A 25,252-nucleotide genomic window follows, 5' to 3' on the forward strand; every position below is an offset into this window, starting at 1 on the left:
ACTGCGTAACAGGCGCCTATGCCAGGCGCACACTCCTTGCTACTAGCCAAACTCTGCCTAAGAATTCGCTCCTACGATCGAGGACTAGGCCTGACGGTTCCGTCGATCGTCACGACGTAACCGCCGGCTCGCTCGACCAAACTCCTTAGGAATGTCCGTCCCGAGTCTGCTGACCAATTTGGCGACCACGATATCGTCCAAAATTGGGCTGTTGTCGATGAGTAGCAGGGTTATTTCCATCAAACTGACTGCAGCATGCTGCCCAGGTTCTGCGAGGCCTGCATTGCTAGCACCCGCCAATAGCGCAGGGGATCCATCCAGGGTCCCCATTTTGAAGTAAACCCCTTTTGGGCTAGCGTGAACGTTGTAGCTGGCCATTTTGTAGGGTGATCGCATCATTGCATCACCTGCCTCGGCTTCCAGGTCGGCGAACGTTATCCGCTTTTTCGTGGGGCCACCGAGGTGATGCGCGGCCCAACCGTATTCCTCACTGAACTCCTTCCCAAAACGCTTCTTGACCTTGTCGTAATCACGACGGATTCGCTCCAACTGCCGTTTAGAGATCGGCTTGAACCCCAATGCCTGGTGGTTTTTCTCATACGCAATCGCCGCCTTGTGGGACTCAACAATTTGGTAATGGACGTATCGTTCCGCGATCTCGTCACCGAATTTTGCAATCACGGCGGCAGTGATGGCGATCTCATGCAACGTTCGCCAACGAGCCATGGCGCCGTCCGCGTAGCCACTTTCCAAGAGGACAATGATTTCATGGGTCACTTGGCACGCACGAACGTGCAACCGGAGCAATACGTCATCAAGATGAGGAAGCTTTCTGCCAGGATTTTTCTGCTTTCTCTCGAACGCTCCCTGCGCCCATTCCATCACGATGGTAAGGAGCATACGAAGCTTGCCAAGCGCCTTGCCCCAACGCATCTCTAGACGCTCTTTGAAAGCCGCCATCTCTTCTTGCTGAGCCGCAAACTCTGCGCCCCATCGCCTTCTGAGGGTTTGATAAAACAGCTCTGCGGTCTTACCACCCACATCGCGAAGCACATCAACGAGCTTTTCCTTATAAAACTCCTCCGACTTCGCCACGACGTATTCGAGATCATCCTCAGTAATTTCGATGGTGACATGGTCGTCGGTATCACCAAAGTGGAAGGTCTCAGTGTTCCCGCTTAGCAGATGTTCGGATGCCCGAGTTAAGTCTGCGTCGCTGGCCTGAATTCCGGCCTCAAGAAATCGCTCGGACAGCCGCTTTTCCAGAAAACGTCGCGGGACGGTCTTCAGCTCCTTTTCGAGCATGTTTTGAAACTCTTCCATAGGCAATCCTTTCCCTACGCGGTCTCTGATTGGGCCCCGTCAACGGCTCGCCGGATCACTTCGTCAACCTCATCTTCTTCCTGCTGATCCCAGACACGATGTTCGACCAGCGTCGCGAGCTGACCCAGCGCACCAATCGGCTCAATGCCCATGGCATACAGGAGGGCAAGTAGCTCCGCAAAGACATCTTCTTTGTGGAGAGACCACGTTGAGGCAAAGCACCGCCAGAACGTCCAGCCGGCTCGCTCCAGGATCCGTTGCCTGATCATGTCGTGCTGCCAGCGATCCGGCCCGTGGAATTCATCGCCATCGAGCTCGATAGCCAACCGTTTGTCGTCGGTGCCTTCCACCACCATATCAATGCGGAACTCGCCGACCTTGACCTGAGGGATGACGCGATAACCCCTTTCAGTGAGCATGGTAAAGACTTCCCGCTCAAAGCCGGATTCGCACAACCGGATGGGGTTTTCGTCGACGCCTTCTGTTACCACCATGGGCTTGGCGAAATGCTCCACCAAGCTTCGGCGTAAATCGACTTGCGATAAATCGCTAAGTTCAACCGATCGCACTAAATACATGCGATCGCGTGCACGACTGGCGGCCACGTTGAACCGCTGCTCGTCGCCCATGCGTGAGGCAGCATGGTGACGATCGCGGTCCGCCACCATGGAGAGGAAGACGATGTCGCGCTCGCTGCCCTGGAAAGCACGCGGTTCACCACAAAGAAATTTCCGCCGCATCAACTCAGAGGCTGAGAAGGCAGTTCGAACCAACTCATCGATATATTTGGATTGCTCAATGCCAAGCAATGAGACGACCCCGATGGTTTTCCCAGCGAACGTTGAATCATTCAAGATCGCTTCAATCTCCTGGACGATAAATTCGGCTTCTTCCTTGTTGCGATCCTTCTTGTCGCGATAGCCACTGGGGACGTAGACATCCACGAGAGGCGGATCGATGCGTTCGGACGCTAAGGGAACGCGAAGTGGTCGAATGGCACCCTTGTAAAACGTCTTGTTCGAGTAGGCAATGATCGGTGCCACACACCGAAAATGCTCGCGCAACATGACCTGATGGGACGCAAACACACGCGCCGCCAAATCGTAGAGAGACTTCTCCGGCGTCATATCGGCTTGGAAAGGCTGATCGCCCAGGAAACGCTGACGCAGGGACGTTATCAACTCGGCCGAGATGAATCCCCCATCGGGCGACACCTGCTTGTCGTCGCCCACCACCAGGATTTTCTCTCCTCGCAAGATCGCGGGAAGTGCCCAAAGGTCGGACTGACTAGCCTCATCAACTATCACTAGGTCGAACGCGCCAATGTCGGCCGGCATCGCTTCGGAAATGCGGGCGTGGTTCATGATCCAACACGGCACCGCACCAGCCGCGTCGTTCATCGCGTCGCGCGCATCCCGGCGATAGCGTGGCGCATTGGTCCCTGTGCCCTGCCCGATGCGCCGAATGGCCGTGGCATACCCGTTGAGTGCGGACATGATCTTCGGGGTGGCGTTGTTCTTAGTTTCAAGCCATGCGGACTTCGCCACCAGGTCCGAATACAAACGTTGAAGGCCTTTGGAAAGCTCCGACCGTTGGGTTGCCAGTTGGCGGAGCTCATCGCGGGCCTCGATTGATTCCAGATGACCGCGCAACCGCGCCCACGTCCAACTCTTACGCCATTGTGCAGGCACGATGGTGTCGTCGCCTACGCCGGCGCACGCGTGATGCGTGATCCGCTCCGACCAGCGAACGGCACCGGCCGTGCGTAAGTGTTCGGCAGCAGAGATGATCATCGCCAAGTGCGGCCCCAGACTGGTGATACGGCGCAGCTCTGCCATCAGCGCGACATACTCGGAGGTCACTTGCTCGGGCGTGCACAACCCATTACCCAACATGTGAAGCGAAAATTCGCGCAGCTTGTCCGAAATCGCACCGGTCTTGCCGCCTAATTTCTCCTGAAAGCTCGTCAACCCTTCTGCAGCCCGTGCAAGCCTCGAACGGACTAAGTGCTTCTGAAGGCTCTGCGCCACCTCGCGCAGGTCGGCGGTCTCCCCATGAAGCTTCGCGGTCGGAACATCAGTAAAGACTTGTCCCGCCTGGTTGGTCAGAACACGATCCAGATGCGTGCCAAGCCGATGGGCTTTACGTGCTGCAGTCGCCAGCTTTTCGATATGGCGAAGATCCAACGTGCCCTCGGAAAGGCTCGGCAAGGACAAAGGTTCCGCGAAGGTGTTCCAACGCGCCACGAACGATGCCAGTTCTTGGTGGAGCAGCACATGCCGCTGCACGTGTTGCCACGCATCCGCGTCTTGAGGCGCCAAGCCTGAGACGCGCACGGTGGCCAAGTGCTGTTTTGCATCTCCCACGCCAACTGCCAAGATCCCGAACGGTTTTCCCGTAACCGCTGCACGCGCCACGGCTTCGATCGTTTTGGGCGCGCTCAATCCTTCCGGAGGAAAAACAACCGGTCGCTTCAAAAAGTCCGCGCGCGCGGCGACGAGGCGATCGATGTCACTGAACAGTGCTTCAAAGGCGTTGCGCTCGGCCGCATACGAGGCTGTGCGGCACTTCTCTCGAAACGCCAGCCCCCAACCAGCGGCGTTCGTTTCGAGGGCTTCGGCCTCTTGAATGGCCAATTCAATGGATTTGGCCAGTTCTTGCACCGCTTGGTGGACCTCGTTGGTGTTGGCACGCACCGCCAACCCAGGCACTTCGGCGATCGCATGATCGATCTCTTTCAAGCCCACCAGCGTGCGATGCAGCTCCCCGATCTGCTCAGCCGTGGGCAACGCATCAGCACCCGGCAGTTCGGCGCCCAAATAGACCAAATCCGCACCCACCGACCGACGTGCTAAGCGAAGCGCAGCAACATCGCCCTCGCCTAGCGGGGCCTGATGAGTGGGCGCGAGGGTCAGCTCGTCATCGAACCAGCCATGCACTTCTGTGCCACTTAACAGGAATTCTGCGGCCTTTTGGGCACGCAGCATCTCGCCATCGACTTCGATGTCACCCAATTGCGCTAAAGCGATCTGATCCACTCGATGATCCAGCTTGGCAAGGTCGCGATGCGTGCGGTCGATGGCTGCTTTAAGCGTTTCGATCGCGCGCGTGGTTTCCTGTCGGTTGAGCTGGGAGACCTGGTGTTGGATGGCCTCGATGGAAGCTTGGAATTGGCGCATGCCATCGCGATCGCTCGACAACAGCGCCACGGTCAGCGGTCGCACCTCGGCGGGCAATTTTTCCTGGAGCACTTGAAGTGCAGGCTCGCCGCGGGAGGTCACCAGCACACGCCGGCCGGTAGCCAGGTAATGACAGATGACGTTGGCGATGGTGTGCGTCTTACCCGTACCGGGCGGCCCCTGAACCGTCACGCCAGGCGCATGCTCCAATTGCTCAATGATCGTGATTTGTTCTTCGTTACTCGGCAGCGGGAAGTACAACTCTTCAATGCGGCCACCATCGCCTTCGCCGCTCACGCCCGTGGTCGACAGGCCACGGAATCGAACAGGTTCGGGAATAACCACACCATCGGAAGGTGGCGTGACCAACGACAGTGGCCCTGCAGGCAACGCTTCGGCCGCCTCCACTTTAGCTTTCAGGCGTTCCAAATCTTCCAGTAGAAAATGGCTTCGGCGCGGACGTGCTAGCAGCACCCAAGAGTCGGTCACTATTAAGTGCGGCCCCGGCGAAGGCCAACCTTCGCCCGTGGCCAGGACTCCCTGGTATTTGCCGTTGGCATCCAGGTTCGACGCGACCAGCTTCAAGATGGGCGCGTAGGTCGCCGGATTGAACGGCGACAGGTCGGCGGCGCCTTCGCGGTTCAAAGTGTTCTTGGCGGTGACTTCGACCTCGGCCGCGCCGGTCACGGCCGAGGCCACCAGCGCGTCCAATTCGACGCGTGCCTGCGCATCGCGAGGGCGCAACTCAAGGGCCATGGTCTTCGCGTCCATGGCGATATCGACCGCCTGGGTAAGCACCGGATGCTCGAACGTCAGACCGCCATCCTCGCTGGTCAGCTTCCATGTCGCCACGCCCACGCCCCAGACCAATTCCTGGGGTTGGGCGGTCTCCTCCGCTTCCATCTGCTGTTTTAGGGCAAAAAACGACCCATACAGGTCAATAACTCGTCGGCGGGGCTTCTCCTGCTCGGCCCAGCCCCACCACTGGCTGGCGTAGGCCTCAAACGCCTCGGTCAAGTCGGCTCGAAACGCCTCGCCATCCACCTCTGGACGAGCTGCAATGTGGGAATCGATGGTCGCAGGGACAAGTGCGGGCGGCTGGCCCGTAGGTTCCATCGAGGTCGTCAGGAAGGGAGCCAAATGGACCGGAACGTCCGGCGCGGGCAGCGCTTCCAAGCGCTCGATCCTCAGCCAGACCGCGTCGGTATCAGGGTTTAGGTTAAACGTCAGCGCCGGCAAGCCGGCCAAGTCCAGTGGACCGTATTTCAGGCCCGAATGGGTGGAGAGCTGGAATCCATCTGGTTTGGCTACCTTGGCCTGCTCACCGATGTAGTTGAGTAGCCCGACCAGCAATTGCTTGGCTTGGTTCATCTCCGCACTCTTCCTAACCATCCATGGCAACAACCGTAGCATGGGTTATGCCACTCCCCAGGGCACCCCTATGGAACCCATTAGCTCTATCTCATTCGAGAGTCTTCGCAGCTTTCGCAATATCTTGCGAACCAAGTGACTGAGCTTTTCACACAGCTAGCGACATGTACCACAGCCAGCCCGAAGCCAGTGGTTATCGCGCACATACCCACCGAGGTGTGAAGTCACAACCTCCCGACGGAGGACGTGCGAATTTCGCCACATTGGCTTCGGATGGTTGCCTTCTGATCGGCTTTATCAACGCAGTGGTTCCATCTCGAATTTAGTGACAATCCTGCTCTTCATGCGCTTGTAACCTATGCGGGCTTAGGAGCCTCTGGCGCCTGCTTCTTCAACTTCGTGTAAAGGTGGTTTTGTACCAATACCGGTATCCCTCGACACGCGATTTCAAGATCCACACTGTTGTAGCCGTCTGGAAACGTGCGGGTGAAGTGAGCCAACCCCTTGTTGGCCAGCTCGAAGATCGCCACCAATGCGTGCTCCCCTCGATCCCTCGGCCCCGTGTAAGCACTCAAAACCGCGTCTGGCGTCACTTTTTCCAGGGCCACCCCATCCACGTTGAAGTGCTCAATGGCCATGTCATCCGCGCGCCGATTGTCGAGGGTAATGAGCTTGCCCTTCTTCACACCCAGACCGAGAAATTCCAGCAGGCACCGCGCATGGATAAAGCCCGCTTCGACCATCGGGTTGAGCACAGCACTGGCATTGCCTCCAAGGATTTGCTTTCCATCCACTAAGACTTGGAGTTCCCGCGGCTGCGGCAAGTCATGCAGTTGGTTGTAAGCCCACCACAACGTTTGGATCCCCTGCAGACGGTAGGGGATCCAAATGTTGAGCACGTCCTGATCATCCATCGCCTATTGCGCCGAATAGATCTTATCCAAGAGATCGTGGGCACGCTGTTGCGATGCAGCCACATCCTTCGCATCGGTATTCTTCGCCCATTCTTTATCCACGCCGAACACGATATCGGCAGCAATCTCGCACTTGGCGTTGGATGACACTTTCGCCAGTTTCGACAGCAAGGCGCTTTCCACACCGGGTTCGAAATAGTGGGGCTCTGCACGAATGACGTCATCACATATGTGCCCTTCGCCAAAATCGGGCATTACGGCATAGAAACCGCTGTCGTCGGCCGCCATTTTGACCGACGACATCAACTTTTGCTCATCGACGGGCGATGCAGCGGTCATGGCCGAGGAATCCACGCGGCTGGGTGCGGGATGCGCTGAATGTGGACCCGCGCCGGCCATCAGCAGCGTAAAAGCCGTGTCATTGATCCCATCGTCGGCAATCGCTTTGCCATTCACCGCCATGTGCTCAATCTTCACGGTTTGATCGTCTTTCGGCGCGATGACTTCAACGATGGTGAGTTCAGGGTTGGTGAATGTGAGCATGAGACTACCGCTGCCGTGGATGATCTTCGCCGGGCTCCCGGTACTTCGCTCCATGGCCGTCACATACTGGCCAAGCGTCGGCGTGCTGGCTACGTTGGGCAAGGACGGATCGCTCAACGTCAGGTCGATATGCATGGCGCTTATATTGAGCGGGAGTGTTTGCGCGTGCGCCAGGTCGCAAGCTACGAGGGCAACTACTACCGCGCTTCTTTGAACCCATCTGCGAATGGAATGGATCATCTTCTTTCCCCCGTTGAACTGATTAGTGCGTGCGAAACGTATTCCAGTTGGCCGTATCGAGCTTCATCGAGGCATAAACCTCGAAGGTATAGAGTTCCAAGTCATTCTCGATCTCGACATAAGCCACGCTGGTCTTCTGCAACCGGCTTTGGGCAGAGAAAAATTCCCAACGGAACTTGTCATCCTGCATCGCCTGTTCGCGCTTCATTTCGTGTGTGAATTCGTGAAACGCCATCCTGTAAACCAGGCTTGCTGTGAAGTGAGACTTGGAGTTGAGATGCTGGACCAACCGCTTCACCATACCTCTTGAAATGCCGACATAGACTGGCGCACCGTTATCCAGAAAGACATAGCAGCCAGGAAAGTCTTCATCGCGCCCCACCTTCCCCAGCAATGCCCTAGTGGTCGATCCATAACCCACAAAATCCTGAGCCATGCGTGGGCTTTTTATCGCTTCCTCCAAACGCTGAAAGTGAGCCGGCAGCACCTGCGCAGCAAGGTTTTCGAAGCTGTGTTTGCAATCGTCGATCGCCATAAAGTTTAAGCTCGCACGGTTGTCCGTGCCTGCGGCTGAATGAATTTGATGTCAGGTTTTGGTGAACATATGCTCGGTGGCTGCGTGAAATTTGTCACGCCCGGCCACGATGAGTTTGCGCACCTCTTCCACATCAATGTCGTCGTCCAACTTGTCCACTTCCTGCGCCGACATCAAATCCGGATACACGCCTCGTTTTGCGGCGTAATCTCCAATCTTCGCAAGCACTGGAATGCAATGAACGGCAAGGGCACCACGTGGCATCTTACGTTCGCGCTCGTACCCTTCGATTCCGTTGAGCGCGTTGTCCATGAAGAACGTGATGTTGGCCCAGTCCTTATCACCCGCCACTGACATTTTCATTTGCAGGTAAAGGTCATAAAGGCAGTTTGCCGCCGCATAGAAGTAGAGTGCCGCCTTGGCTTCATCATTCAGCTCGCTCTCATCGATCGTCGTCTTGTCGATGTAGTCACCCAGGAAGAGCGCGTAAGCGCCGCGCCTGATGACCTCCCCCGTCCTGCCCCTTAGTCCAAATCCGAACATGCCACCCCTCGCGTCCGTAGCCTTGTCCCCGTCATACCGCCTCCGCACTAGTGCGCCCCGTCCACCAAGTCCTGCGCTTCCTTCAACCGCTCCTCGTATTCCGAACGGGTTTGTTGATTGACGCTGTTTAGTTGGGCCAATATCGATTCGGCGGAACCGTGAACTGCGCGATAGCGCGACACCAAGTCCGGCAGGGGCGCACACGCCGGAAGCGGGTTGGGCACCAGCGAACCATCTGGCGCCAGACAGGGAGAGACGGCGATGGCGTTATCTAAGCTGGCCATCTTTTGCTGCGCTGCGTTCACCGCGTTCGTGTCGTTATCGAGCGCCAAGCCCAACTGGATCGCCGCAGTATTCATTTGCACGGTGAGGGTGCTTGCGCTGAGGTTGGCCTGGAACTGATGAAGGGCCAGCAACTGCTTCACCTTGGCCAATCCAACATCGCCATAGGCAACCGCTTTCTTATGGCGCGCTGCAGCTGGACTAACACTCCACGTTGTCTCTTTGTCGAGGAAGTGTTGCAGCCGCCCCACTAGTTCCGCTGTGTCTTTGTTCGCCTGCTGCGCTTTGGCTACGGCCGCATCCGTCACCACCAGGTTCTGCGCCGCATGGCCCAGAGTTTGGAGCATGAAGGCGTATTGCTCGTCTGACTTGCGTGCAAACTGTTCAGTGGCGAGCTGCCCGTTTTGCATCCACGTCATCGTGATCGAATCGGAGGCAATCGTCGCCTCGCGGTTGACGTGGCCAATGACCTGGTCGAGCGCAATGGTGGCGTGGGTGCCGTCGAAGTTACCAGTGACGTTCTGCGTGTTATTGGTCGTCTTCCCGGCCTGGTTCACCTCCGTGCTTTCGAGGGTGCCGGTGAACTGATTGGGCCCGGACTGCGTGATCCGGAGGGCTTCGATGAAGACCTGATCGGTGCTGCTGTCGTGGCCCACGGACACATACGTGCCGGACAGGCTGGTCGAGTCGGGAGGCGTGGGGGTGGCCGATGGGGGTGATGCAGTGCCGGCCGCTGCCTGCTGGGCCTGCGGCGAGCAGCCAGCCATGCCCATCATCAGGATCAACAAAGCTGCCCGTCTCATCGCCCCTACCCCCAAATGGCTGGAACTAGCTTACCGCAGCCCGCCTACGGGGGCGGCCGTGCCTAGCCCTAGTCCCGCTCACCTTCTTCTTCATCGTCCTCGTCGTCAGCGTAGTCAAAACCCAATACATAGCGATTGGGCTTTCCTTTTTTGCGCCACGCCATCGTCAACTGCTGAATGCCGGCGTCGACGCCACTCATCCCAATGACACCATCGCCAGAGAGGTGAAGCACATCGAACTCATCGTAATTGTCGAGATCGTCGATGGTGTCATACGTGCAAATGCATCCCTGGCTGTTGACCACCAAGGTTTGCAGAATCACATCCTCGTCCTCCTCCTTGCCCCATCGCTCAGAGCGTTGCTTCAACGCTTCGGAAATGGTATTCCGCCGATGTGACTTGGTGGGACGGGTGCCGATTTCGACAATGACGACATCATGTTCCAAAAGATCGTCGCAGATGTCGCTGTCCGTGCGCGTTGGGTCCAAGTCGATCACGATTGAGCCAAATGCCATGATTGTTCCTCATTCACTGCGCGCAATGCGCTTTCAAAGCGGCCGCCACGGTGGCGTCCAATCCGGGTGTAGAGGAATTGTGGATTTCGACATCAAGGCTGTCCTGGTGGTGGCCCAATGATCTGGAATTCAACGCGCCTGTTTCGCTGCCTCCCTTCCGCCTTCGCGTTGTTGTCGATTGGCTCGCTGCTGCCGTGTCCCTCGGGCGCCAGCAACCGATCTGCGGGAAACCCGTGGGCGAGCAACCAGGCGTTGACGAGCTGGGCACGGCGCAAGGAAAGAGCCTTGCATGCGTCGCCCACACACTCTTGACTGTCGGTGAACCCCACAATCCTCACTTTCGCATCCGACTTCAAACGCAAGAAGGCGGCGGAATCGTCGTTCAAGACGGGGAGAACATAGTCTTCAAACATCACCGTCGAACCAGCCAAGTCCCCGCCGGTTCCTGGTAGGCCTTCTTTGAAGAAGACACCCTTGAAGTCAAGGTCGGTGGCATAAACATGCGCGCTCACCAGAGCAGCGAGCAAAGGCAAGGTGGCGTTGATAAGCCGCGTCGACCTACTCTTCAAAGTAAGGCTCCTCGCCATCCGGGAAGTAAAAGTCATACTTCTTGCTCAGCCATTTCAGATGGCTATCAATGGAGCCAATGGCAAGCTCCAACGCTTGGACAGCATCACCACCGTGAATGGTCCTAGCCTTTTCCGAAAGACCTTCGAAGCTGAGCACGCATCCGGCCGCTCCGTCGGCAAATTCAACGTCGCTGTTATCCGGCGTGAGCAGGAACGGTTCGCTGACGCAGACGCTAAAAGGCGTTCGCCCCGCCTCCCCTTTGCGAGCGTAAGTCAATTTCCGCTCAGCAATGGTGCGAGGCGTCGCTGTGGTCACGGCGATCACAGACGGGGACGAGGTGACCGCCGTGGGCCCAATTTTTCCGCCTCGGCCATCAATTGCTTCTTCGACACCAGTCCCTCGATCCACAGGGAAAATTCGTCGTCTTCAATCTCAGAGAGATCTGCCGCCGCGGCCGCGCCATCGCGGAGCCGCACATGCGCCGCAGCCCGGAAAAAGAGAAGCGAGTCGCGGTAGTAGTTGTTTTGGTGATGCGCACACTGTTCAAGCCCACGCGTGAAATCCTCGATCGCTTCCTTGGCCCGCCCCAATCGCAGGTGGAACCGGCCACGATTAAAGAAGAAGACCGGTTCGGTGGGCGCCAGCTCAATCGCTTGCGTCATGTCCTGGATCGCGCCATCGAAGTCATTCGAGCGCGAACGGATGTAAGAGCGCAGCGACCACACGCGGGCGTCTTCGGGGAACCGCTCAATCAGGTCATTGACCTCGGCCAGCGCCTGGGGATCATCCGCGCGCACGCGCGTTTCGATCGAAGCAATCAGTTTTTCCAAGTTGTCCGTCATTGATCTTGTCCGTCCACGGTGACGCGGTTGCCACCGCAACGCTGGCTGACCAGGCCTTTGGCACATTGATACAGGTTAGTGTAGCCACCCGTGATGCCACGCGGCGGATTGGGCTGGGAGTTGTAGTTCTCACACATGCGGAAGGCGTCCTCCCATTCCTTCTCGCAATCGTCGTTGTTCTTATGGCACTGCCCAGCGGGAGGATGGGGTTCGTCCGCACACGAGTCAGCGGTGGAGTTCGGGTAGAGGCACCCGCCGACGATCCCCGCCGCGACACACAGCTCTGGCTGCGCAGCACACAGGGCGGCGAGCCCTCGTAAGGCCGAACCCGGACTGGGGATGGACCGGGGAGGCGCCAGGGGATCCGCTGGCAACACGCCCGGCCCTGCCGGGCTGGTGGGTCCACCGGCCGGCGCGGGTGTGCCGAAGGGGAACAGGCCAAGCGGGTCCACGTAGGCCAGGGGATCATTCTGGGCGTAGACATACAGTGGGAGCCCGCCGGCCTGCCCCAGGGGATCGACTTCGGTGTAGCTCCCGGTGCTGCTGTCGTAGTCGCGATTGATGTTGTTGGCCAACCCGCTTTCGGCGTCGTAATACTGTCCTGGGGCGCGGAGGTTATACGTGTAACCATTCGTGACCGGCGAAAGTTCACCCCAGGCATTGCCTTCATACGGCCACGCCCACAACACGTTGCCACTCCCATCCTCCACTGCGCGCGGCGTGCCCGTTTGGTCGGCGGTGACGTAGGCCACCGTCGTCGTCGTGCCCTGCATGTCGAGGTTGGCCACCGGGATGTCGCCCATGTAGACGTATTCCCGGTTCGTGGCGCCGTATTCACCGAGCAAATGGTGGTCGAGGTCGTAGTTGTAAGTTTCCGTCGCCCCGCCCGTGGTCTTGGCGACCCGCAACCCATCGGCGTTGTAGAGGTAGGTGGCCACCGTGGATTGATTGACCTGCACCACGGACATGCGGTTGCGATCGTTGAAGCCAAAGCCGTAGGTCGTGCCGGCGTTGGAAATCGCGGTGGTGTTGCCATTGGCATCCACCGTGCGCGCCGCATTGCCGGTGGCGATCAGTTGGTGGGTGCCCGTGTTGTAAGCGTAGATTCCCGTCGCAAGCCCACTGCCCGTCTTCGTCAATCGATCGCCCGCCTGGTTATACGTCGCGCTTTCGAAAATCGAGCCGTTGGCTTCGGTCACGGTGTTCAAGCGATACAGCGAATCGTAGGCGTAACTTTCCGTCGCAGGATTGGCGCCGGGTGCGTTGCCGATCGCCGTGATGTTGCCCATCGCATCACGCGCCAGATGCAGCGCAAAACCCGGGCTGGTCAAATCCGTCAGTCGATAGTTGGCGTCGTAAGTGCGAGTGACGGTCTGGCCGTTGCCCAGGGTGTAGCTCGTTACCGGGCCAAAGGGCGCATACGTCACGTTGCTCACCAGCGTGGTCGTGCCACTGCCGGTTGTGACAGACGCTCCGCTGATGTTGCCATTCCCATCGCGGGAGTAGTTGATCTGGTTGCCGCTGGGATATGTGATCGCCAGCAAACGACCCGCTGCGCTACGTGTGTAGTTCGTGACTTGGGTTTGTCCGTTCAGCGCCTGCATCTTTTGGATCACAAAACCCTGTCCGTTGTAACAGAGGGTCGTGGTCACCGAATTCTCAACGACCTGTGTCAAACGGCCGATTGGATACGACACGGAACAACCGGTGACGGCGTTCGATTGATCGTAAGTGTAGGTCACGTTGAGAGTGCTGTCGGCATACGTTGCCGTGAGCCGCCGATTGTCGGCATCGTAGGTGTAGCTGACGGTGTTGCCCTTGGCATCGGTCGCCGTCAACACATTGCCGGCGGCATCGAAAGTTTGCGCTTTGGTTCCCGAGTCCGGGCTGGTGGTGCTCGTCGGATCGGAAAGGCCATCGTATTGATACGTGGTGTTGAACCCGCTCGGGTCCGTGACCTGCGTCATGCGGTTCAACGCATCGTATTGATAAGTCGTCGTCGTGTTCGCCGTTTGGGCGAAGAGCGGCGACCCGAAAACGAATGGCGCAACAACGAAAATCCCCTGCGCCCACTTCCTGACGCTCCACATCTCCATCCCCCTGTCGGCCCTGCCTGGCCGCTGTCCATGAGTGGTATTGGTCGTTCCGATATTACCGAAGCCACGTGCGATTTTGACGGTCACCCATGCATGATTTTTCGTCGCATGCCATCTTCACATTTCCATCACGCACCCCCTGCCGTGCTGAACGTTGACATCGCACCCACCGAATGTCGGTCAAGCTGCGGTGTTAGATTGCCCTTTCCACGGAACGGGCATCCACCACATAAGCAAAGGGGATTTTTCTATGAAGAGTAAGCGTGCAGTGCTCGCCATTGGTCTGGCTCTCGGTCTTTCTGGCGCTGCTTGGGCAGGCGCGCCGTCCACAGGCCTAGGGCAAGCGTGGCCCAATGCCACGGATGTCAGTTTGAGCCCGCATTACCACGTGTACGTCTTCGCAAAAGATGGCATTGAGTATGTGCAGGTCAATGACCTAAATGGCACGGTGCGCAGCGCGGTTGCCGCGGCGAATGGCACGGTGCTGGTGCTACCAATCGGGACGGATGCGGCGCACGTGAACACCACCAAGGCCAAGACGGCCACGAGTGCCAGCACAGAAACCGTGTATCAAGACCAAGCCGTGACGGTGACGACCACGCCCGCCAGCAACGGCGCGCTGAATGTCACCGCCTCAGCCTTGCTGGACACCTGTTCAGATCCGGGTGAGTGCGGTGATGTAGTTAAACAGGTCCAGTGACTTCAGGCGGACATCACCACGGTGAGATGCAGACCTCGCTCACTGGCACGTTGACGCGCGGCGCCCCCAAAGGTCGCCGCGTCGTCATTGATGGCCTGGAAATTCGTGTGGCGAGATAACTGTTGCAAAGCCATCAAGCGCGATTCGGACAGCGGGAAAGGATCGTGATCTTCCGTGCCCGTCATGCGCAGAATGACCCAACGCTGGTCGCGGTAATGCACGCACCGAACGCTGATCAAGACCTGGCCCACGTGATCTTGCGCGGCCAGGTGCGTGACGCCACTGCAAATCATCCGATAGATCGCCAGATGCATGGCATTCGGTAGCGCGCTCACGCCCCCGTGGAAATTCGTGCGGAACGGGATCTGGTGCTGGGACAAAACTTGCGCCAGGCTGCCCTTTTCCAGCGCCTTGGGCAGGCTTCGGCCTTGGCCTTCCAGCGGATCGCAGTATTCGATGAAGCGGTTGGCGGCATCGACCACGGGTTGCGCCCGCTGGTAGTCGCTCATCTGGGTGGGGAAGCGGAGCCAGGACGAACCGAGCGTTTGCATTTCGCGGAGCATGTAAGCAGCGCGCCGCAACTGACGTTCGCCTTCATGATAGTTCCGCTGCGCCAACGCCAACGCGTTGCGCATGTCCTGCTTTTCTTGCTGATCTTGGCGATGCCATGCCGTGATCTTCGAGCCGATGATCAGCATAGTGGAGGTCACAAAGAGCAAGAGGACCTGAGCGTGCAACGTAGCGTGATCGTATTTCGCGGGCATCAGCATCACGATGGCGATACTGGCCGCTGTACTCCCTACCGCCGCGCCTTGCCAACCGTTTTTAAGCGCCAACATCACCAGCGGCAGGAACATGGCGACCTGGGCCATGTAGCGCACGTCCGATCCCAGCTTGGCGCGTGAGCCAATCCAAAGCAGCAACCCCAAGACGGGGATAAGCACGCCGATGCTGTCCACCAGCATCCGGTTGTCACGAAGTTCCGAGACCAGGGTTTTGAAGGTTTTGCCGCGCACGGCGACCCACACCGCTATGGCCAACGGTGCGATGGTCAGGATGCCTAGCGAATGACCGAGGACGTAGCGCAGCATCCATTGGTGCAGTGGCGGATAGCCCGGCGGGCGTGGGGCCAACCAAAGGAGCAGTATGTTGTAGGCGGCTACTGCAAGAGCGGCCGCGGCGGTGCACAGCACCAGCGCTGGCATGCTGACGCCATCACCGCGGCGCCGGATCAAGCCCAGGCGTTCACGGCACACATACACGATTGGCATGACCAGGCAGATAGACGGGACGGCCTTGAAGCTGGCCCAGGCCACGCCGAAGGAACTTACGCAGGTGATAGCCACGGTGGTAAGGGGAATGAATTCGCCGACCGCCAGCGCCGCCCAGTAACGGTAAGGGAGCAAGATGAGAGCAGCCAATTCCAAACCGGCCACCAAGTCCCAGTGGGAAAACGATACAGCCCGCAGCGCAAAGTAGACGCCTGCGAAGCCCAACATCACGACAAGCTGTCGCACTGCTTGATGCGCCCGAAGTGTGTTGCGCCCTGGTCCTTTGTCCATCCCCTCCCCCCGGTTGTTCGGCGACTGCTGACCCTCAACCTATACGTTCCCCAAAACTAGCGGATGATGGAACCATTCCGCTTGTGAAACCGGCGTGAGCCATCGGCGCGATCCATGCAAGGTGTGCGCTCCGCTGTGAACGTCGCGCATACTGGCGGTTACTGCACACCCCTCAAGTGATCTATCCCGGTCAACCGGTTTGTGAGGTACATGGTGAAGGTGCAGTGATGGCCAAGCTATGCGATAACAGAGCTGCCGGGATGTCCTTGGCGTCCGGTAGGGGCCCCTACCAGCATGGAAGCCGACGCCCGACCGGGCCGCCTTTAGGCGGCCCGTTTTCTTTTGGCGTCCGACTTGGGCAAACACGGCCATACGTAAGCTGTTTACAGCTGACTAATGCGCTTGAGTAAGGTATGCACGCATAGGTGGAGCCACCGAGCCGACAACGTTGCCCTGGGGGTCGGTACAGATCCAATCGGGACAGTGATAACGCAGGGCATCCGCGTTGCGTACCGGGGTCATCGTATCGGCGACTTGCGTAGCGCTACCAATCGGCTGACCGGTTTCACCGACACACTGGTGAGAACCGACATTGCATTCGATCAGATAGATCGGATAACCATCCTTGGATTTCATCCCGGAGCTCGTGGCAAAGGGAAAGGTGCTGCCGTCGATCGCACCACCATTGGGATCGGCCGCGCCTGCGTTCTGAAGCGCCCAGAGTGCCTTGGGATCATCGGGTGGCAGCTCCGTTGACGTCGTGGCTCCCGCCGTGACCGAACCAGGTTCAGATCCACTTACCGGCCCCACGGACAACGCGGTTGACGCGGCTTGCGTTGATGCGGAAGGGGCCGTTCCTTCTCCCAACGTCTGCATGACGGCCTTAGCCGCCGCGTCACTATCCGGGTCAGGCTTAGCCATCTCGTGGGCAACGATGTGGAAATACACGGCGAGACCGGCGCAGATGACCGAGATGCAGCCCAGCACGATCTGGCCTCGTCGAATGTTCTTGGCTCGCCGTTGGGCTTTCGCCTCGTCCTCAGCAGGCAAAGACACGCTCGCCGTTGGAAAAGAGACACTCCCTGCCGTTGCTGCGCTTCCAGCATCACTCCCGGTCAATGATGGAGAACTTGCCGTATCCGATACAGCTACCGCGTTCCACCCCATGCGAAGACCTTGCAAGAGTGCAAAGCCCATGACGATCGCTTCCGCAATGAGGAAAATCGCCGCGCGAAATGCGGCCAGATCTTCATCGTCACTCATGTTGGTGACAACGACGATCACGATGGCTGAGATCAGCAGGGAGATAACCACCACTCCCACGTACCATGCCATGCCACCGCTCTTTAGCACGACAGGAACAGACGCCCCGGTAGGGTGTAGCCCGGCCCGATGAAAGCCGATGCCCCGCTTGAAGCCCAACCAGAGCATGAAGCCGCTTTCCAGGGCATAGACCAGGAGTACCGTAGCGGTATTGGCCCAATCATTGTCAAAGTAGCCGCCGGTCGCCAGGAAATAGGCGGCAATGTTGATGACCACAAAAATGCGTAGCAGTACAAATTTCTGCGCCGTTTGAAGCTTAGTAAAAACGGTAAGACCATCGCTGATGGGGTTCATGACATCCTCCTTGCAGCACTTCCAAAGTAAGGTGACAAACACTCCCATCAGGCCAGGCAGCTGCCTGGCCTGATGAAGACGTGTTATGGGGCGAAACGGAATCTAGTTCCGGACAAAATCCATCACGGATTGCGCAGAGAATTGCTGGAGATATTGAACAAACGTGGTGGCATTGTTTTTCGCAATCAGCACCAAGGCCGCCTCAGCATCGCCGTAGGCCTGATCTTTCGCGGTGCCATCCTGGTGCTTCGCCTCGGTACCGGCGTAAACCAGCACGAAATCACCACTGTCCCCCACACTCCACTGGAAGACCTCGTCAACCTCGACAATGGGGTTGGGATGAGTGGATTGTTGCTTCAGCTCGTTATCGATCGAAGCGAAATAGGCATCCTTTCCCGAGGTCATCTTGCCTAGCTTCTGCTGATATTCCGAGATTTGCTGATTCTCCACATTCATGCTGATCTTTAGCCCTGCCTGAAGATCGGCCTGATTCCTTTGGCGCGTAGCCATGTCGTAGCTGAGCTGTTGCTTCAGGGCACCGATGGCTCGCGGAATTTCTTGCCTCAAGACATCCCCGCAGTGCTTCTTCACGGCAGGATTTTGCTGCGGGTCCGTATAACAGGAAGCAGCGATGCCCAGCGACGCTGACGGGTCAAGGGGGGTAGATGCAATTTTGTCGATGTCTCCGGATTGCAAAACCGCTATTTGGTCGTTCAGTTTTTGAACTTCTTGATCTTGCTGATTGGACGCCCCTGCATCGGTCTGCACGAGTCGTGCCTGGTCGTCAGCGAGCGTCTTCTGCCGCTGCGCAAGGTTGTCCTGCAAGGTCTTGATGTTGACCAAGTAAGCGTTCTTCAGCACCTGCGCATTGCTGTTCATCTCCTTCAAATGGGCTTCTTCAGTGCTTTGAATGTAGTCTTTGACGCCCTTGAAGCTGCAACGGTATTCGACAATTTTGCGACCGCGCTCGTCCTTTATCGTGTCCCATGTCACTGCGTCGCAAACACTCCGGTGATCGAAGGCTTGCCCTACCGTGTAGGACGGATCGGGTTCGAATTTCATCTCTTTGACTTTCGAAATATCGCTGTCTGTGCATCCGGCGAGGTTGACGACACACATCGCCACGATCGCTTTGGCCACCATGGCCGATGTCACGCCATGCTTTCTGGTTGCGTACTCCATCGATGTACCCCTGTTAATTGGAAGGTGTCGTATGCCCTACGCGAACGAAAGCTCACGAGGGCGCTGAAGCTGACGAGGTGGGCCATCGCGTCCCTACTGGGGGAGGCGTCGATGGCGCTCAATGAATAGTAGAACATCTATTACGATGATATCGAATATCATCATAATAGCTTGTTGCATATAGCTTTATGGCCCGTCCACGATCCGCGGAGCGGGCCATGCCAGTACCCAAGAAAACGCCCAAATCGATCTACCGACCGGAAATTCTGATCGTCGTTGGCCTGCTAAGAGGTATGCGGGAGGCTACCGGTCTGAACCAGACAGCCTTTGCCACCAAATTAGGCCGGTCGCAGGCCTACGTCAGCCAGGCCGAGCGTGGCGCTGTCCGCCTGGATGCCTTGCAGTTGCGCGACTGGTGCCTCGCGTGCAAGACCGACCTCGTCACTTTTGCGCAGCAGATCGAAGATGCCCTGAGCAGTCAGGCTGGAAGCCGGAAAAGGCGATAGATAGAGCCGTGCCGCCTTTGGGGGCGGCACGGTCGGGCATCGCCCTCCATTGCTGTAGGTGGCTCCTCACGACGCCAAGGACTTCCCGGCACCTCAGCTATCGCATAAGGTGAAACCGGAAGACACGGGCAGAGATGGTCAGCCAACCATTTCCACGGCTTGCTCCCATGCTTTCTGCTTTAGCAGCAGCCCTTGCCCAAACCACGCTGCATCGCGGCGATGATCATGGCTACGGGAACGGCGATGATGATCCACATATTCCGTGACGCTATTCAGCAGGCCCCACGCCGTCCCTTTGGCCGATGACATGCCTGCCCCTTTACCCTCGCCGGTATAAAGAGCAAGCACCTTCTGAGCCGCATGCTCATTGAAGGCGGGACCATGCCGTTCCGCCTTAACATGGCCGTAGGCAAACACCTTGGCCAGAAAGTCTTCGACCGTCTTATCCGCAACGCGGCAGCTAGCCAGTTCCTTGATGTAATCCGAAAACGATGACCACGGGGTGATGGCAACACCCAGTTGCTGTTTGACTGCTTGAGCATCGAACGCACTACGGTGCGGAACCTTGATAGCCTCCGCACCCTCGCCCAATGCAATAGCCAGAGTGTTGTTGCAAACCACCCGAACCGACGTGAACTGGGCTGTGGTGGCTAGTGTTCCATCGCACGCCGTGGCCAGCAGTAGGTAGCCGTTGACGGTGTCACGTCCTTTCAGGGTGACATTTTGCCCAGTGCGGGCCAATGCCCAAAGCTTCCGCCCCTCTCTGAGGACACCCGCAGTTTCCATCTGATAGCCACCGATCTCGGTCAGGTCGCGGTAGAACTCGAGAATTTCTGCTGGCTGGACGACCTTAAAACGCTTGGACACCACGGACAGTGGCGCTTTGGTATCCGATCGATAAAGCACCTTCTGGTCCGGGTATTTCTGCAGGGAACTTGGGAAAGGGTGGCCGGCAATGTAATGGACGTCAGCGGTCTCGATCTGCCAATTCATGCCGGCTTGCTGTGCCCATACTTCCAGCGGCTGATCGGGGACAAGCCGTGTCCCGAGGCCATGCCAGGGTTGTTCCCCGACGTAGGCCATCGATTGAACTAGATGCATCACAAACTCCTTAATTATATAGATGCATAAAACGCATAGAGCCCGGCGGAAGCCGGGCTCTATGCGCCTGCACGAGAGGACGAAAAACGAAGGTCGTTGAAGCAGCGAGGACCTATGAAGACCGGTCGCTGAAGGTGTGGCCGCAGTGGCGGCATTGCTGGTTCTGAAGGATGTTACGGTCGATAGCGGCACCGAGCTTCGAACCTGCTGCACAGCCCGCAGCACCACCGACAATGCCATCGATGATCACACCAGCAACGCCACCCAAAACCGCACCGACGGGACCTGCAAGCAGGCCGACTTCTACCCCAGTTATCGCCAAAGCCACACCACTGGTCGTACCCGCGATCGCCCCGATGGCACCGCCCAGTCGCCTTGCGAGATTGCGCGGCTCAATTTGCGGTGACTGACACTTCGGACAACGCGGCGTGATATCCACGATGTCTTCGTTCCACTCATGTTCCAGCGTCAGGTTATGCATGGGCGGCCTCCTCCATGCGGTATTCGACATAGCACCGAATGCACGATGCCCAAAGGCTGCCTGCCAGGAAGAGAACCGAGAACACGATCAGGCACTCAAGCAACGAGGGACAGGGATAACCGATCCAGGATCTATCAAACATCATCCATACTCCTTTGAAGTTAAGGCTCCCGCACGATTGCCGCGCAGGAGGAGCAGATCTAGTTCTGCTCAGTAAGGTGATATGGATTTATAAATGGATGGGCCGAACACTTGCGTGAGCCGCCATTGTTTGATCAATTTGGGCTAACGGAGGTCTTGCGGGGGTAACTTTGGGGGTAACCAATAAAGTCAAGCTCATTGAAACTTCATTATAAAGCCATCTACAAGGCATGATTCGACGCCTATTTCCGCACCAGATAGCAATCCAAGCACGTCCAAAGAAGGCCAGAAACCTTGCAAAAATAAGGGTTCTGGCCTTTTTTGTTGCCCTATACCGTCCAGACCCATCCCTTGCAATTCCGGGGCAAGATCGAGGGCAACTGCCCCCCCCAAGACTCGCCCCCATGACGCTTTCCGATAGCGCTTTATGTAAGGCAAAGCCCACGGACAAGACGCAGCGCTTGTTTGATGGCGGCGGCATGGGGCGGCTCCGTCCCACCGGTACACGAGAACATGTCTTGCGCTAACGACGCATCGCTGTAACAGGCTCTTACATTTTCCCCTGTTTCTCACATAACTCATTTAAATCCGTTATTCAGAATCGCTCCTCGTCGGGACTAATCATGTCGACGTCCCTTTTTAGGCAGGAGAATTTGAGATGCGAGTATTACCAACTTTGAAATTGTTATTGGCGGCCGTCCTGATCGCTGCGCTGGCCGTGGCCACCGAAACACCAGCGCAAACACGCTTCCATGGGACGGGGGCTTTTGGTGCGCGCGGTAGTGCGGGCGGCGGTGGATACACGACCTGGTCAGGCGGTTCCACCACGCATCAAGGACGCCACTGGGCGAATGGTGCAAATGGCGGCAGCTTCAGCGGCCACAACAGCTATAACAGCAACCCGAATGGTTCCGCACAGGCCAATTTCTCCAATTCCGGCCATACAGCCTCCGGCGGAAACTTCTCGGGCGATGGGTCGTATTCGCGCAATGCCAGCGGCACCTGGTCCGGCAATAGTCAGTCCAGTGGCAGCGGGCAGCATGGTAGCTACGCGACTTCTACGAGCACGTCGAACGGAGTGACCACGCATACGGCAACCGCCACCAATGCGGATGGACAGACGTACAGCCACAGTGGCAGCTATACACAAGGCCAGGGTTACAGTCGCAGTAGCAGTGGGCCGAACGGCAGCTAAAATAGCGCAGTCACCACCATCAATGAAACGACGACGCGCGACATCCACGCGTAACGCTAGCGGCGCTTCCTGAAACGGAAGCGCCGTTGTCATGTCCGGGTGATGCATGACATGCTGGGCTGACGACATCAATGCGAGCCGCGACCGAACATCCGCTGCAATGGAACAAAAGCGACAGTGTTCCAGTTTTCGCGATTTGCGCGGATCAAGGTTGCGATAACGTGCGTAACCCATTTATCAATGGATCCATCCTGCATTCGTAATGACCTCGTCAATGCCCATACTCGTCTCGCTAGTGCCAACTTCGCAGGCTTGAACGATCCATCGACGCTCCATCATCGAACGCGTGGTTGCGTGTAAAAAATCGCAGTATGGTTCGCTCGGCTTTTTTGCCTGCCTGACCTTATCGATGCGCAAAAAAAACACCCGCGTGATGGGCGGGTGGCATAAAGGGGGTAAGACGGCACCGGGTGTGGAGGGTATCGGAGGTGTTGATGCCGTCTTGCCAAGAAGTACGCGCTAAAAATCGCGTATGACGAACTCAGCTGCCGGCGCGGCTGGCCATGAAGAGCTTGATCTGGTCGAGCGTGATGTAGCCCTGGCGGGTCGTGTCGATATCGGCGAAATGCTGCGCTACGCGCGGCATGCCCGCCTGAGCCTCGGCCAGCGTCAGCTTGCCGTCGTGGTTGGTATCAGCGGCAGCAAATCGCTGCTCCAGCATGCGCATCATCTGCTGTGCGCGCGGAGAATTGGCGGATGTTTGCGGGGTCGCGACCGCGACGACTGGTGACAGCATCGCAGCGAGAAAAATGGAATAGATCTTGCGCATAATAAAATGTACCTATGGAGTGAGAGAGCGACCACGGATCGGGCCGCGCCGGCAAGGAAGTTCGCCGACGAAAGACATGCTACGCATGAGATGTTGGGTGGATATTGCGCGCGCGGGCGCAAATGTTTCAGGTCGTTACAGCGCCGCGGGGGCCATATCGGAAGGCGACGGGACGAGCGAAAACGTCACTCGCGCTTCCATGCCTCTGGGTTGTCGGCGAATCAATTGCAAATAACCTCCGTGCAAGCGCGCAACGCGATCGACAATGGCCAGCCCGAGCCCTGAACCGCTGGTGTTAGAGCGTCCGACGTCGCCTCGTGTGAACGGTTGAAGCAAGCGTGCTTCATCACCTTCAGCTAAGCCTGGACCCGCGTCGAGCACAGCCAGCACCATGCTGTCATGCTCCATATAGGTGTGTACCTCGAGACCGGCCCCAGCGTACTTCACTGCGTTTTCCATCAGATTCTGCACCAGCCGCATCATGGCGATGGGGCGGAACGGCCATATTGGCAGCGGTTCGAGGCTTAATGCGAAAGCATGGCCTCGCTCGGCAAATCCGGAGGCCAACTGTTCCACCAATGTGTTCAATTCGCCTTCAACCATGCGCTCGTCGCTACCGACGCGGCCGAAGTCGATGAATTGACCGATGATGGCATCGATCTGGTCGATATATTGGCCCACGGGTAGTTCGCTGGCGTGCTTGTCCAACGCCAAGGTGAGCCGCAATTTGGCCAGTGGCGAGCGGATGTCGTGCGAAATGCCTGCGAGCATGACGGTTCGGCTCGACTCCATTTCTTCCAGGTTATCCAGCATGGCATTGAACTGTTTCGCGACGATCGCCAGTTCGCTTGCATCGTAGGTTGGTAAACGTGCGTGCCTCCCGCCTGAACCGACGTTCTGCGCGGCACCGGCGATGTCGCGCAATGGGCGATTGATGCGCCGCTGGATCAACAGGGCACCAAGCGCAGCCGACAGTGCGAGGCTTAACCACAGGACCAGCGCCGAAGTAAGCCAACGATAAGGAACCAAAGCGTTGACGGGAAACTTTATCCAGTAACGCTCGCCACTGATGTTCAGGTGCACCCAGATACTCAAGCGCGGAACGCTTGTCAGGCGTAAGGTGATGCCTTTGGCCAGGTTCCGTCGCACTTCATGAATGAACAAATCTGCCAGTGGTGTGCGGTATGCGAAATTGTCGGGTGGTGGTTCAGTGAGCTGAGCGCTAAGCGCCCCGACTTGGTTCAAACGGGCCACATAGGCGTCGCGATCCGTCGCTGGTACCTGCGATAGCGCCGCATCGAGCATGTTCACCTGGGTGGCGACCAACTGCGCGACCTCCATGACACGTGGGCGTTGGAGCAATACGTAAAGAACAATCGTGGACATCTGCGCGATCGCAATTAGCCCCAGTAGCAGGAGTAGATTGCGGCCAAACAGCGAGCGCGGCCACAGACGCAGCTTAAGCATAGCCGCCGTCCGGCGTGAACATGTAACCGACACCCCACACCGTGCGGATATAACAGGGCGCCGCCGGATCGTCTTCGATCTTGCGACGCAGGCGCGAGATCTGCACATCCAGCGCACGGTCCATCGCCTCGTGATCTTTTCCCTTTACCTTGTCCTGCAGGTGATCGCGGCTCATCGGCCGGCGCGGATTGGCCGCAAAGACGCGCAGCAATTGGAATTCCATGTTGGTAAGCGGAATGGATGCGCCATCACGCTGCAGCTCCATGCGCGAAATGTTGAGCGTAAACGGTCCGAATTCGGTGACTTCGTCGTTACCCCATACCTGTGTGCTGTGCAGCATGTGTTGGCGTCGGCGCATGGCCTTCAACCGCGCGACCAGTTCTCGCGGATCAGACGTTTTCGGCAGGTAATCGTCCGCGCCCATTTCCAGACCGATAATGCGATCGATGGAATCGCCGCGTGCTGTCAGCATGAGAATGGGAATGGTCTGGCCATTCGCGCGCAACCGACGGCAGATCGAAAGCCCGTCTTCGCCCGGCATCATCAAGTCCAGCACGAGCGCATCGAACGGTTCGCGCTGCAAGAGACGATCAAGCTGCTCAGCGCTGTCGATGGCCTGAACCTCGAAGCCGTTATCGGACAGATAGCGGCGCAGCATGTTACGTATTTCGGCATCGTCGTCGAGCACGATGATGCGCGGAGAGCGCTCGTTCAC

23 protein-coding genes are annotated in these 25,252 nt (G+C 57.8%); 3 read left to right on the forward strand and 20 right to left on the reverse strand.

Annotated features, from left to right (window positions below; all coding sequences use genetic code 11):
- Window positions 1-84: 84 nt before the first annotated feature.
- From ISN74_RS12140 to ISN74_RS12195, 12 genes are all read right to left on the reverse strand, one after another.
- Window positions 85-1,323: a DUF5677 domain-containing protein gene (locus tag ISN74_RS12140; RefSeq protein WP_188800984.1), complete on the reverse strand. Its 1,239-nt coding sequence runs from the start codon at window positions 1,321-1,323 to the stop codon at window positions 85-87.
- A gap of 14 nt (window positions 1,324-1,337) precedes the next feature.
- Window positions 1,338-5,873, reverse strand: a complete 4,536-nt coding sequence (locus ISN74_RS12145; RefSeq protein WP_188800986.1) for an AAA domain-containing protein — start codon at window positions 5,871-5,873, stop codon at window positions 1,338-1,340.
- Window positions 5,874-6,229: 356 nt separating this feature from the next.
- Window positions 6,230-6,787 (reverse strand): hypothetical protein, encoded by a 558-nt coding sequence (locus ISN74_RS12150; RefSeq protein ID WP_188800988.1) that lies wholly within the window; start codon window positions 6,785-6,787, stop codon window positions 6,230-6,232.
- A gap of 3 nt (window positions 6,788-6,790) precedes the next feature.
- Window positions 6,791-7,393, reverse strand: a complete 603-nt coding sequence (locus ISN74_RS12155) for a hypothetical protein (RefSeq protein ID WP_188800990.1) — start codon at window positions 7,391-7,393, stop codon at window positions 6,791-6,793.
- 199 nt (window positions 7,394-7,592) lie between these two features.
- Window positions 7,593-8,105 carry a GIY-YIG nuclease family protein gene (locus tag ISN74_RS12160; RefSeq protein WP_188800992.1) on the reverse strand — a complete coding sequence of 171 codons (513 nt, stop codon included), beginning with the start codon at window positions 8,103-8,105 and terminating at the stop codon, window positions 7,593-7,595.
- Between the two features lie 51 nt (window positions 8,106-8,156).
- Entirely contained in the window at window positions 8,157-8,648 is a 492-nt protein-coding gene (locus tag ISN74_RS12165; RefSeq protein WP_188800994.1) for a hypothetical protein, read from the reverse strand.
- Window positions 8,649-8,695: 47 nt separating this feature from the next.
- Window positions 8,696-9,733 carry a hypothetical protein gene (locus ISN74_RS12170; RefSeq protein ID WP_188800996.1) on the reverse strand — a complete coding sequence of 346 codons (1,038 nt, stop codon included), beginning with the start codon at window positions 9,731-9,733 and terminating at the stop codon, window positions 8,696-8,698.
- Between the two features lie 68 nt (window positions 9,734-9,801).
- Window positions 9,802-10,248: a hypothetical protein gene (locus ISN74_RS12175; RefSeq protein ID WP_188800998.1), complete on the reverse strand. Its 447-nt coding sequence runs from the start codon at window positions 10,246-10,248 to the stop codon at window positions 9,802-9,804.
- A 92-nt stretch (window positions 10,249-10,340) separates the two neighbouring features.
- Complete coding sequence (locus ISN74_RS12180; protein WP_188801000.1) at window positions 10,341-10,817, reverse strand: OmpA family protein; 477 nt, start codon at window positions 10,815-10,817, stop codon at window positions 10,341-10,343.
- Window positions 10,807-11,133: a hypothetical protein gene (locus tag ISN74_RS12185; protein WP_203546600.1), complete on the reverse strand. Its 327-nt coding sequence runs from the start codon at window positions 11,131-11,133 to the stop codon at window positions 10,807-10,809. The genes ISN74_RS12180 and ISN74_RS12185 overlap by 11 nt, the downstream gene beginning before the upstream one ends.
- Window positions 11,134-11,138: 5 nt before the next feature.
- A complete protein-coding gene (locus ISN74_RS12190) occupies window positions 11,139-11,660 on the reverse strand; it encodes a tetratricopeptide repeat protein (protein WP_188801004.1) in 522 nt (173 codons plus the stop codon).
- Complete coding sequence (locus ISN74_RS12195; protein ID WP_188801006.1) at window positions 11,657-13,627, reverse strand: RHS repeat-associated core domain-containing protein; 1,971 nt, start codon at window positions 13,625-13,627, stop codon at window positions 11,657-11,659. Before ISN74_RS12195 ends, ISN74_RS12190 begins: the two co-directional genes overlap by 4 nt.
- Before the next feature lie 379 nt (window positions 13,628-14,006).
- On the opposite strand from ISN74_RS12195, the gene ISN74_RS12200 reads away from it, so the two are divergent.
- Entirely contained in the window at window positions 14,007-14,456 is a 450-nt protein-coding gene (locus ISN74_RS12200) for a hypothetical protein (protein ID WP_188801007.1), read from the forward strand.
- A gap of 2 nt (window positions 14,457-14,458) precedes the next feature.
- Here ISN74_RS12200 and ISN74_RS12205 read toward each other — a convergent pair whose 3' ends face one another.
- From ISN74_RS12205 to ISN74_RS12215, 3 genes are all read right to left on the reverse strand, one after another.
- Window positions 14,459-15,973 carry an MASE1 domain-containing protein gene (locus ISN74_RS12205; RefSeq protein ID WP_188801008.1) on the reverse strand — a complete coding sequence of 505 codons (1,515 nt, stop codon included), beginning with the start codon at window positions 15,971-15,973 and terminating at the stop codon, window positions 14,459-14,461.
- A 438-nt stretch (window positions 15,974-16,411) separates the two neighbouring features.
- Window positions 16,412-17,635 carry a hypothetical protein gene (locus ISN74_RS12210; RefSeq protein ID WP_188801009.1) on the reverse strand — a complete coding sequence of 408 codons (1,224 nt, stop codon included), beginning with the start codon at window positions 17,633-17,635 and terminating at the stop codon, window positions 16,412-16,414.
- A gap of 102 nt (window positions 17,636-17,737) precedes the next feature.
- On the reverse strand, window positions 17,738-18,817 hold the full coding sequence (locus ISN74_RS12215) for a hypothetical protein (RefSeq protein ID WP_188801010.1): 1,080 nt from the start codon (window positions 18,815-18,817) through the stop codon (window positions 17,738-17,740).
- 218 nt (window positions 18,818-19,035) lie between these two features.
- Between ISN74_RS12215 and ISN74_RS12220 the strand changes: the two genes are divergently transcribed.
- The gene (locus ISN74_RS12220) at window positions 19,036-19,323 is read left to right on the forward strand and encodes a helix-turn-helix domain-containing protein (RefSeq protein ID WP_188801011.1); all 288 of its coding nucleotides are present in this window, start codon (window positions 19,036-19,038) and stop codon (window positions 19,321-19,323) included.
- A 138-nt stretch (window positions 19,324-19,461) separates the two neighbouring features.
- Here the strand turns inward: ISN74_RS12220 and ISN74_RS12225 are convergent, their stop codons facing one another.
- A complete protein-coding gene (locus tag ISN74_RS12225; protein WP_188801012.1) occupies window positions 19,462-20,424 on the reverse strand; it encodes a DUF932 domain-containing protein in 963 nt (320 codons plus the stop codon).
- A 112-nt stretch (window positions 20,425-20,536) separates the two neighbouring features.
- Window positions 20,537-20,905, reverse strand: coding sequence for a hypothetical protein (locus ISN74_RS12230; RefSeq protein WP_188801013.1), 369 nt, complete (start codon window positions 20,903-20,905; stop codon window positions 20,537-20,539).
- Window positions 20,906-21,704: 799 nt separating this feature from the next.
- Here ISN74_RS12230 and ISN74_RS12235 point away from each other — a divergent pair.
- The gene (locus ISN74_RS12235; protein WP_188801014.1) at window positions 21,705-22,241 is read left to right on the forward strand and encodes a hypothetical protein; all 537 of its coding nucleotides are present in this window, start codon (window positions 21,705-21,707) and stop codon (window positions 22,239-22,241) included.
- Between the two features lie 541 nt (window positions 22,242-22,782).
- Here ISN74_RS12235 and ISN74_RS12240 read toward each other — a convergent pair.
- The 3 genes from ISN74_RS12240 to ISN74_RS12250 all read right to left on the reverse strand — a co-directional run bounded on the left by ISN74_RS12240 (window position 22,783) and on the right by ISN74_RS12250 (window position 25,252).
- A complete protein-coding gene (locus tag ISN74_RS12240; protein WP_188801015.1) occupies window positions 22,783-23,070 on the reverse strand; it encodes an EF-hand domain-containing protein in 288 nt (95 codons plus the stop codon).
- Between the two features lie 135 nt (window positions 23,071-23,205).
- Complete coding sequence (locus tag ISN74_RS12245; protein WP_188801017.1) at window positions 23,206-24,537, reverse strand: ATP-binding protein; 1,332 nt, start codon at window positions 24,535-24,537, stop codon at window positions 23,206-23,208.
- Entirely contained in the window at window positions 24,530-25,252 is a 723-nt protein-coding gene (locus ISN74_RS12250) for a response regulator (RefSeq protein ID WP_188801019.1), read from the reverse strand. The genes ISN74_RS12245 and ISN74_RS12250 overlap by 8 nt, the downstream gene beginning before the upstream one ends.

This window comes from Dyella caseinilytica (assembly GCF_016865235.1).
Classification (GTDB): Bacteria; Pseudomonadota; Gammaproteobacteria; order Xanthomonadales; family Rhodanobacteraceae; genus Dyella_B; species Dyella_B caseinilytica.

Bases quoted from the DNA above. Each gene is read 5' to 3' on its own strand.
- ISN74_RS12140 (WP_188800984.1), bottom strand. From the start codon at position 1,323: ATGGAAGAGTTTCAAAACATGCTCGAAAAGGAGCTGAAGACCGTCCCG.
- ISN74_RS12145 (WP_188800986.1), bottom strand. From the start codon at position 5,873: ATGAACCAAGCCAAGCAATTGCTGGTCGGGCTACTCAACTACATCGGT.
- ISN74_RS12150 (WP_188800988.1), bottom strand. From the start codon at position 6,787: ATGGATGATCAGGACGTGCTCAACATTTGGATCCCCTACCGTCTGCAG.
- ISN74_RS12160 (WP_188800992.1), bottom strand. From the start codon at position 8,105: ATGGCGATCGACGATTGCAAACACAGCTTCGAAAACCTTGCTGCGCAG.
- ISN74_RS12165 (WP_188800994.1), bottom strand. From the start codon at position 8,648: ATGTTCGGATTTGGACTAAGGGGCAGGACGGGGGAGGTCATCAGGCGC.
- ISN74_RS12170 (WP_188800996.1), bottom strand. From the start codon at position 9,733: ATGAGACGGGCAGCTTTGTTGATCCTGATGATGGGCATGGCTGGCTGC.
- ISN74_RS12175 (WP_188800998.1), bottom strand. From the start codon at position 10,248: ATGGCATTTGGCTCAATCGTGATCGACTTGGACCCAACGCGCACGGAC.
- ISN74_RS12190 (WP_188801004.1), bottom strand. From the start codon at position 11,660: ATGACGGACAACTTGGAAAAACTGATTGCTTCGATCGAAACGCGCGTG.
- ISN74_RS12195 (WP_188801006.1), bottom strand. From the start codon at position 13,627: ATGACGCAGGTCACGGACCCGAGCGGGTTCAACACCACGTATCAATAC.
- ISN74_RS12200 (WP_188801007.1), top strand. From the start codon at position 14,007: ATGAAGAGTAAGCGTGCAGTGCTCGCCATTGGTCTGGCTCTCGGTCTT.
- ISN74_RS12210 (WP_188801009.1), bottom strand. From the start codon at position 17,635: ATGAACCCCATCAGCGATGGTCTTACCGTTTTTACTAAGCTTCAAACG.
- ISN74_RS12215 (WP_188801010.1), bottom strand. From the start codon at position 18,817: ATGGAGTACGCAACCAGAAAGCATGGCGTGACATCGGCCATGGTGGCC.
- ISN74_RS12220 (WP_188801011.1), top strand. From the start codon at position 19,036: ATGCCAGTACCCAAGAAAACGCCCAAATCGATCTACCGACCGGAAATT.
- ISN74_RS12225 (WP_188801012.1), bottom strand. From the start codon at position 20,424: ATGCATCTAGTTCAATCGATGGCCTACGTCGGGGAACAACCCTGGCAT.
- ISN74_RS12230 (WP_188801013.1), bottom strand. From the start codon at position 20,905: ATGCATAACCTGACGCTGGAACATGAGTGGAACGAAGACATCGTGGAT.
- ISN74_RS12235 (WP_188801014.1), top strand. From the start codon at position 21,705: ATGCGAGTATTACCAACTTTGAAATTGTTATTGGCGGCCGTCCTGATC.
- ISN74_RS12240 (WP_188801015.1), bottom strand. From the start codon at position 23,070: ATGCGCAAGATCTATTCCATTTTTCTCGCTGCGATGCTGTCACCAGTC.
- ISN74_RS12245 (WP_188801017.1), bottom strand. From the start codon at position 24,537: ATGCTTAAGCTGCGTCTGTGGCCGCGCTCGCTGTTTGGCCGCAATCTA.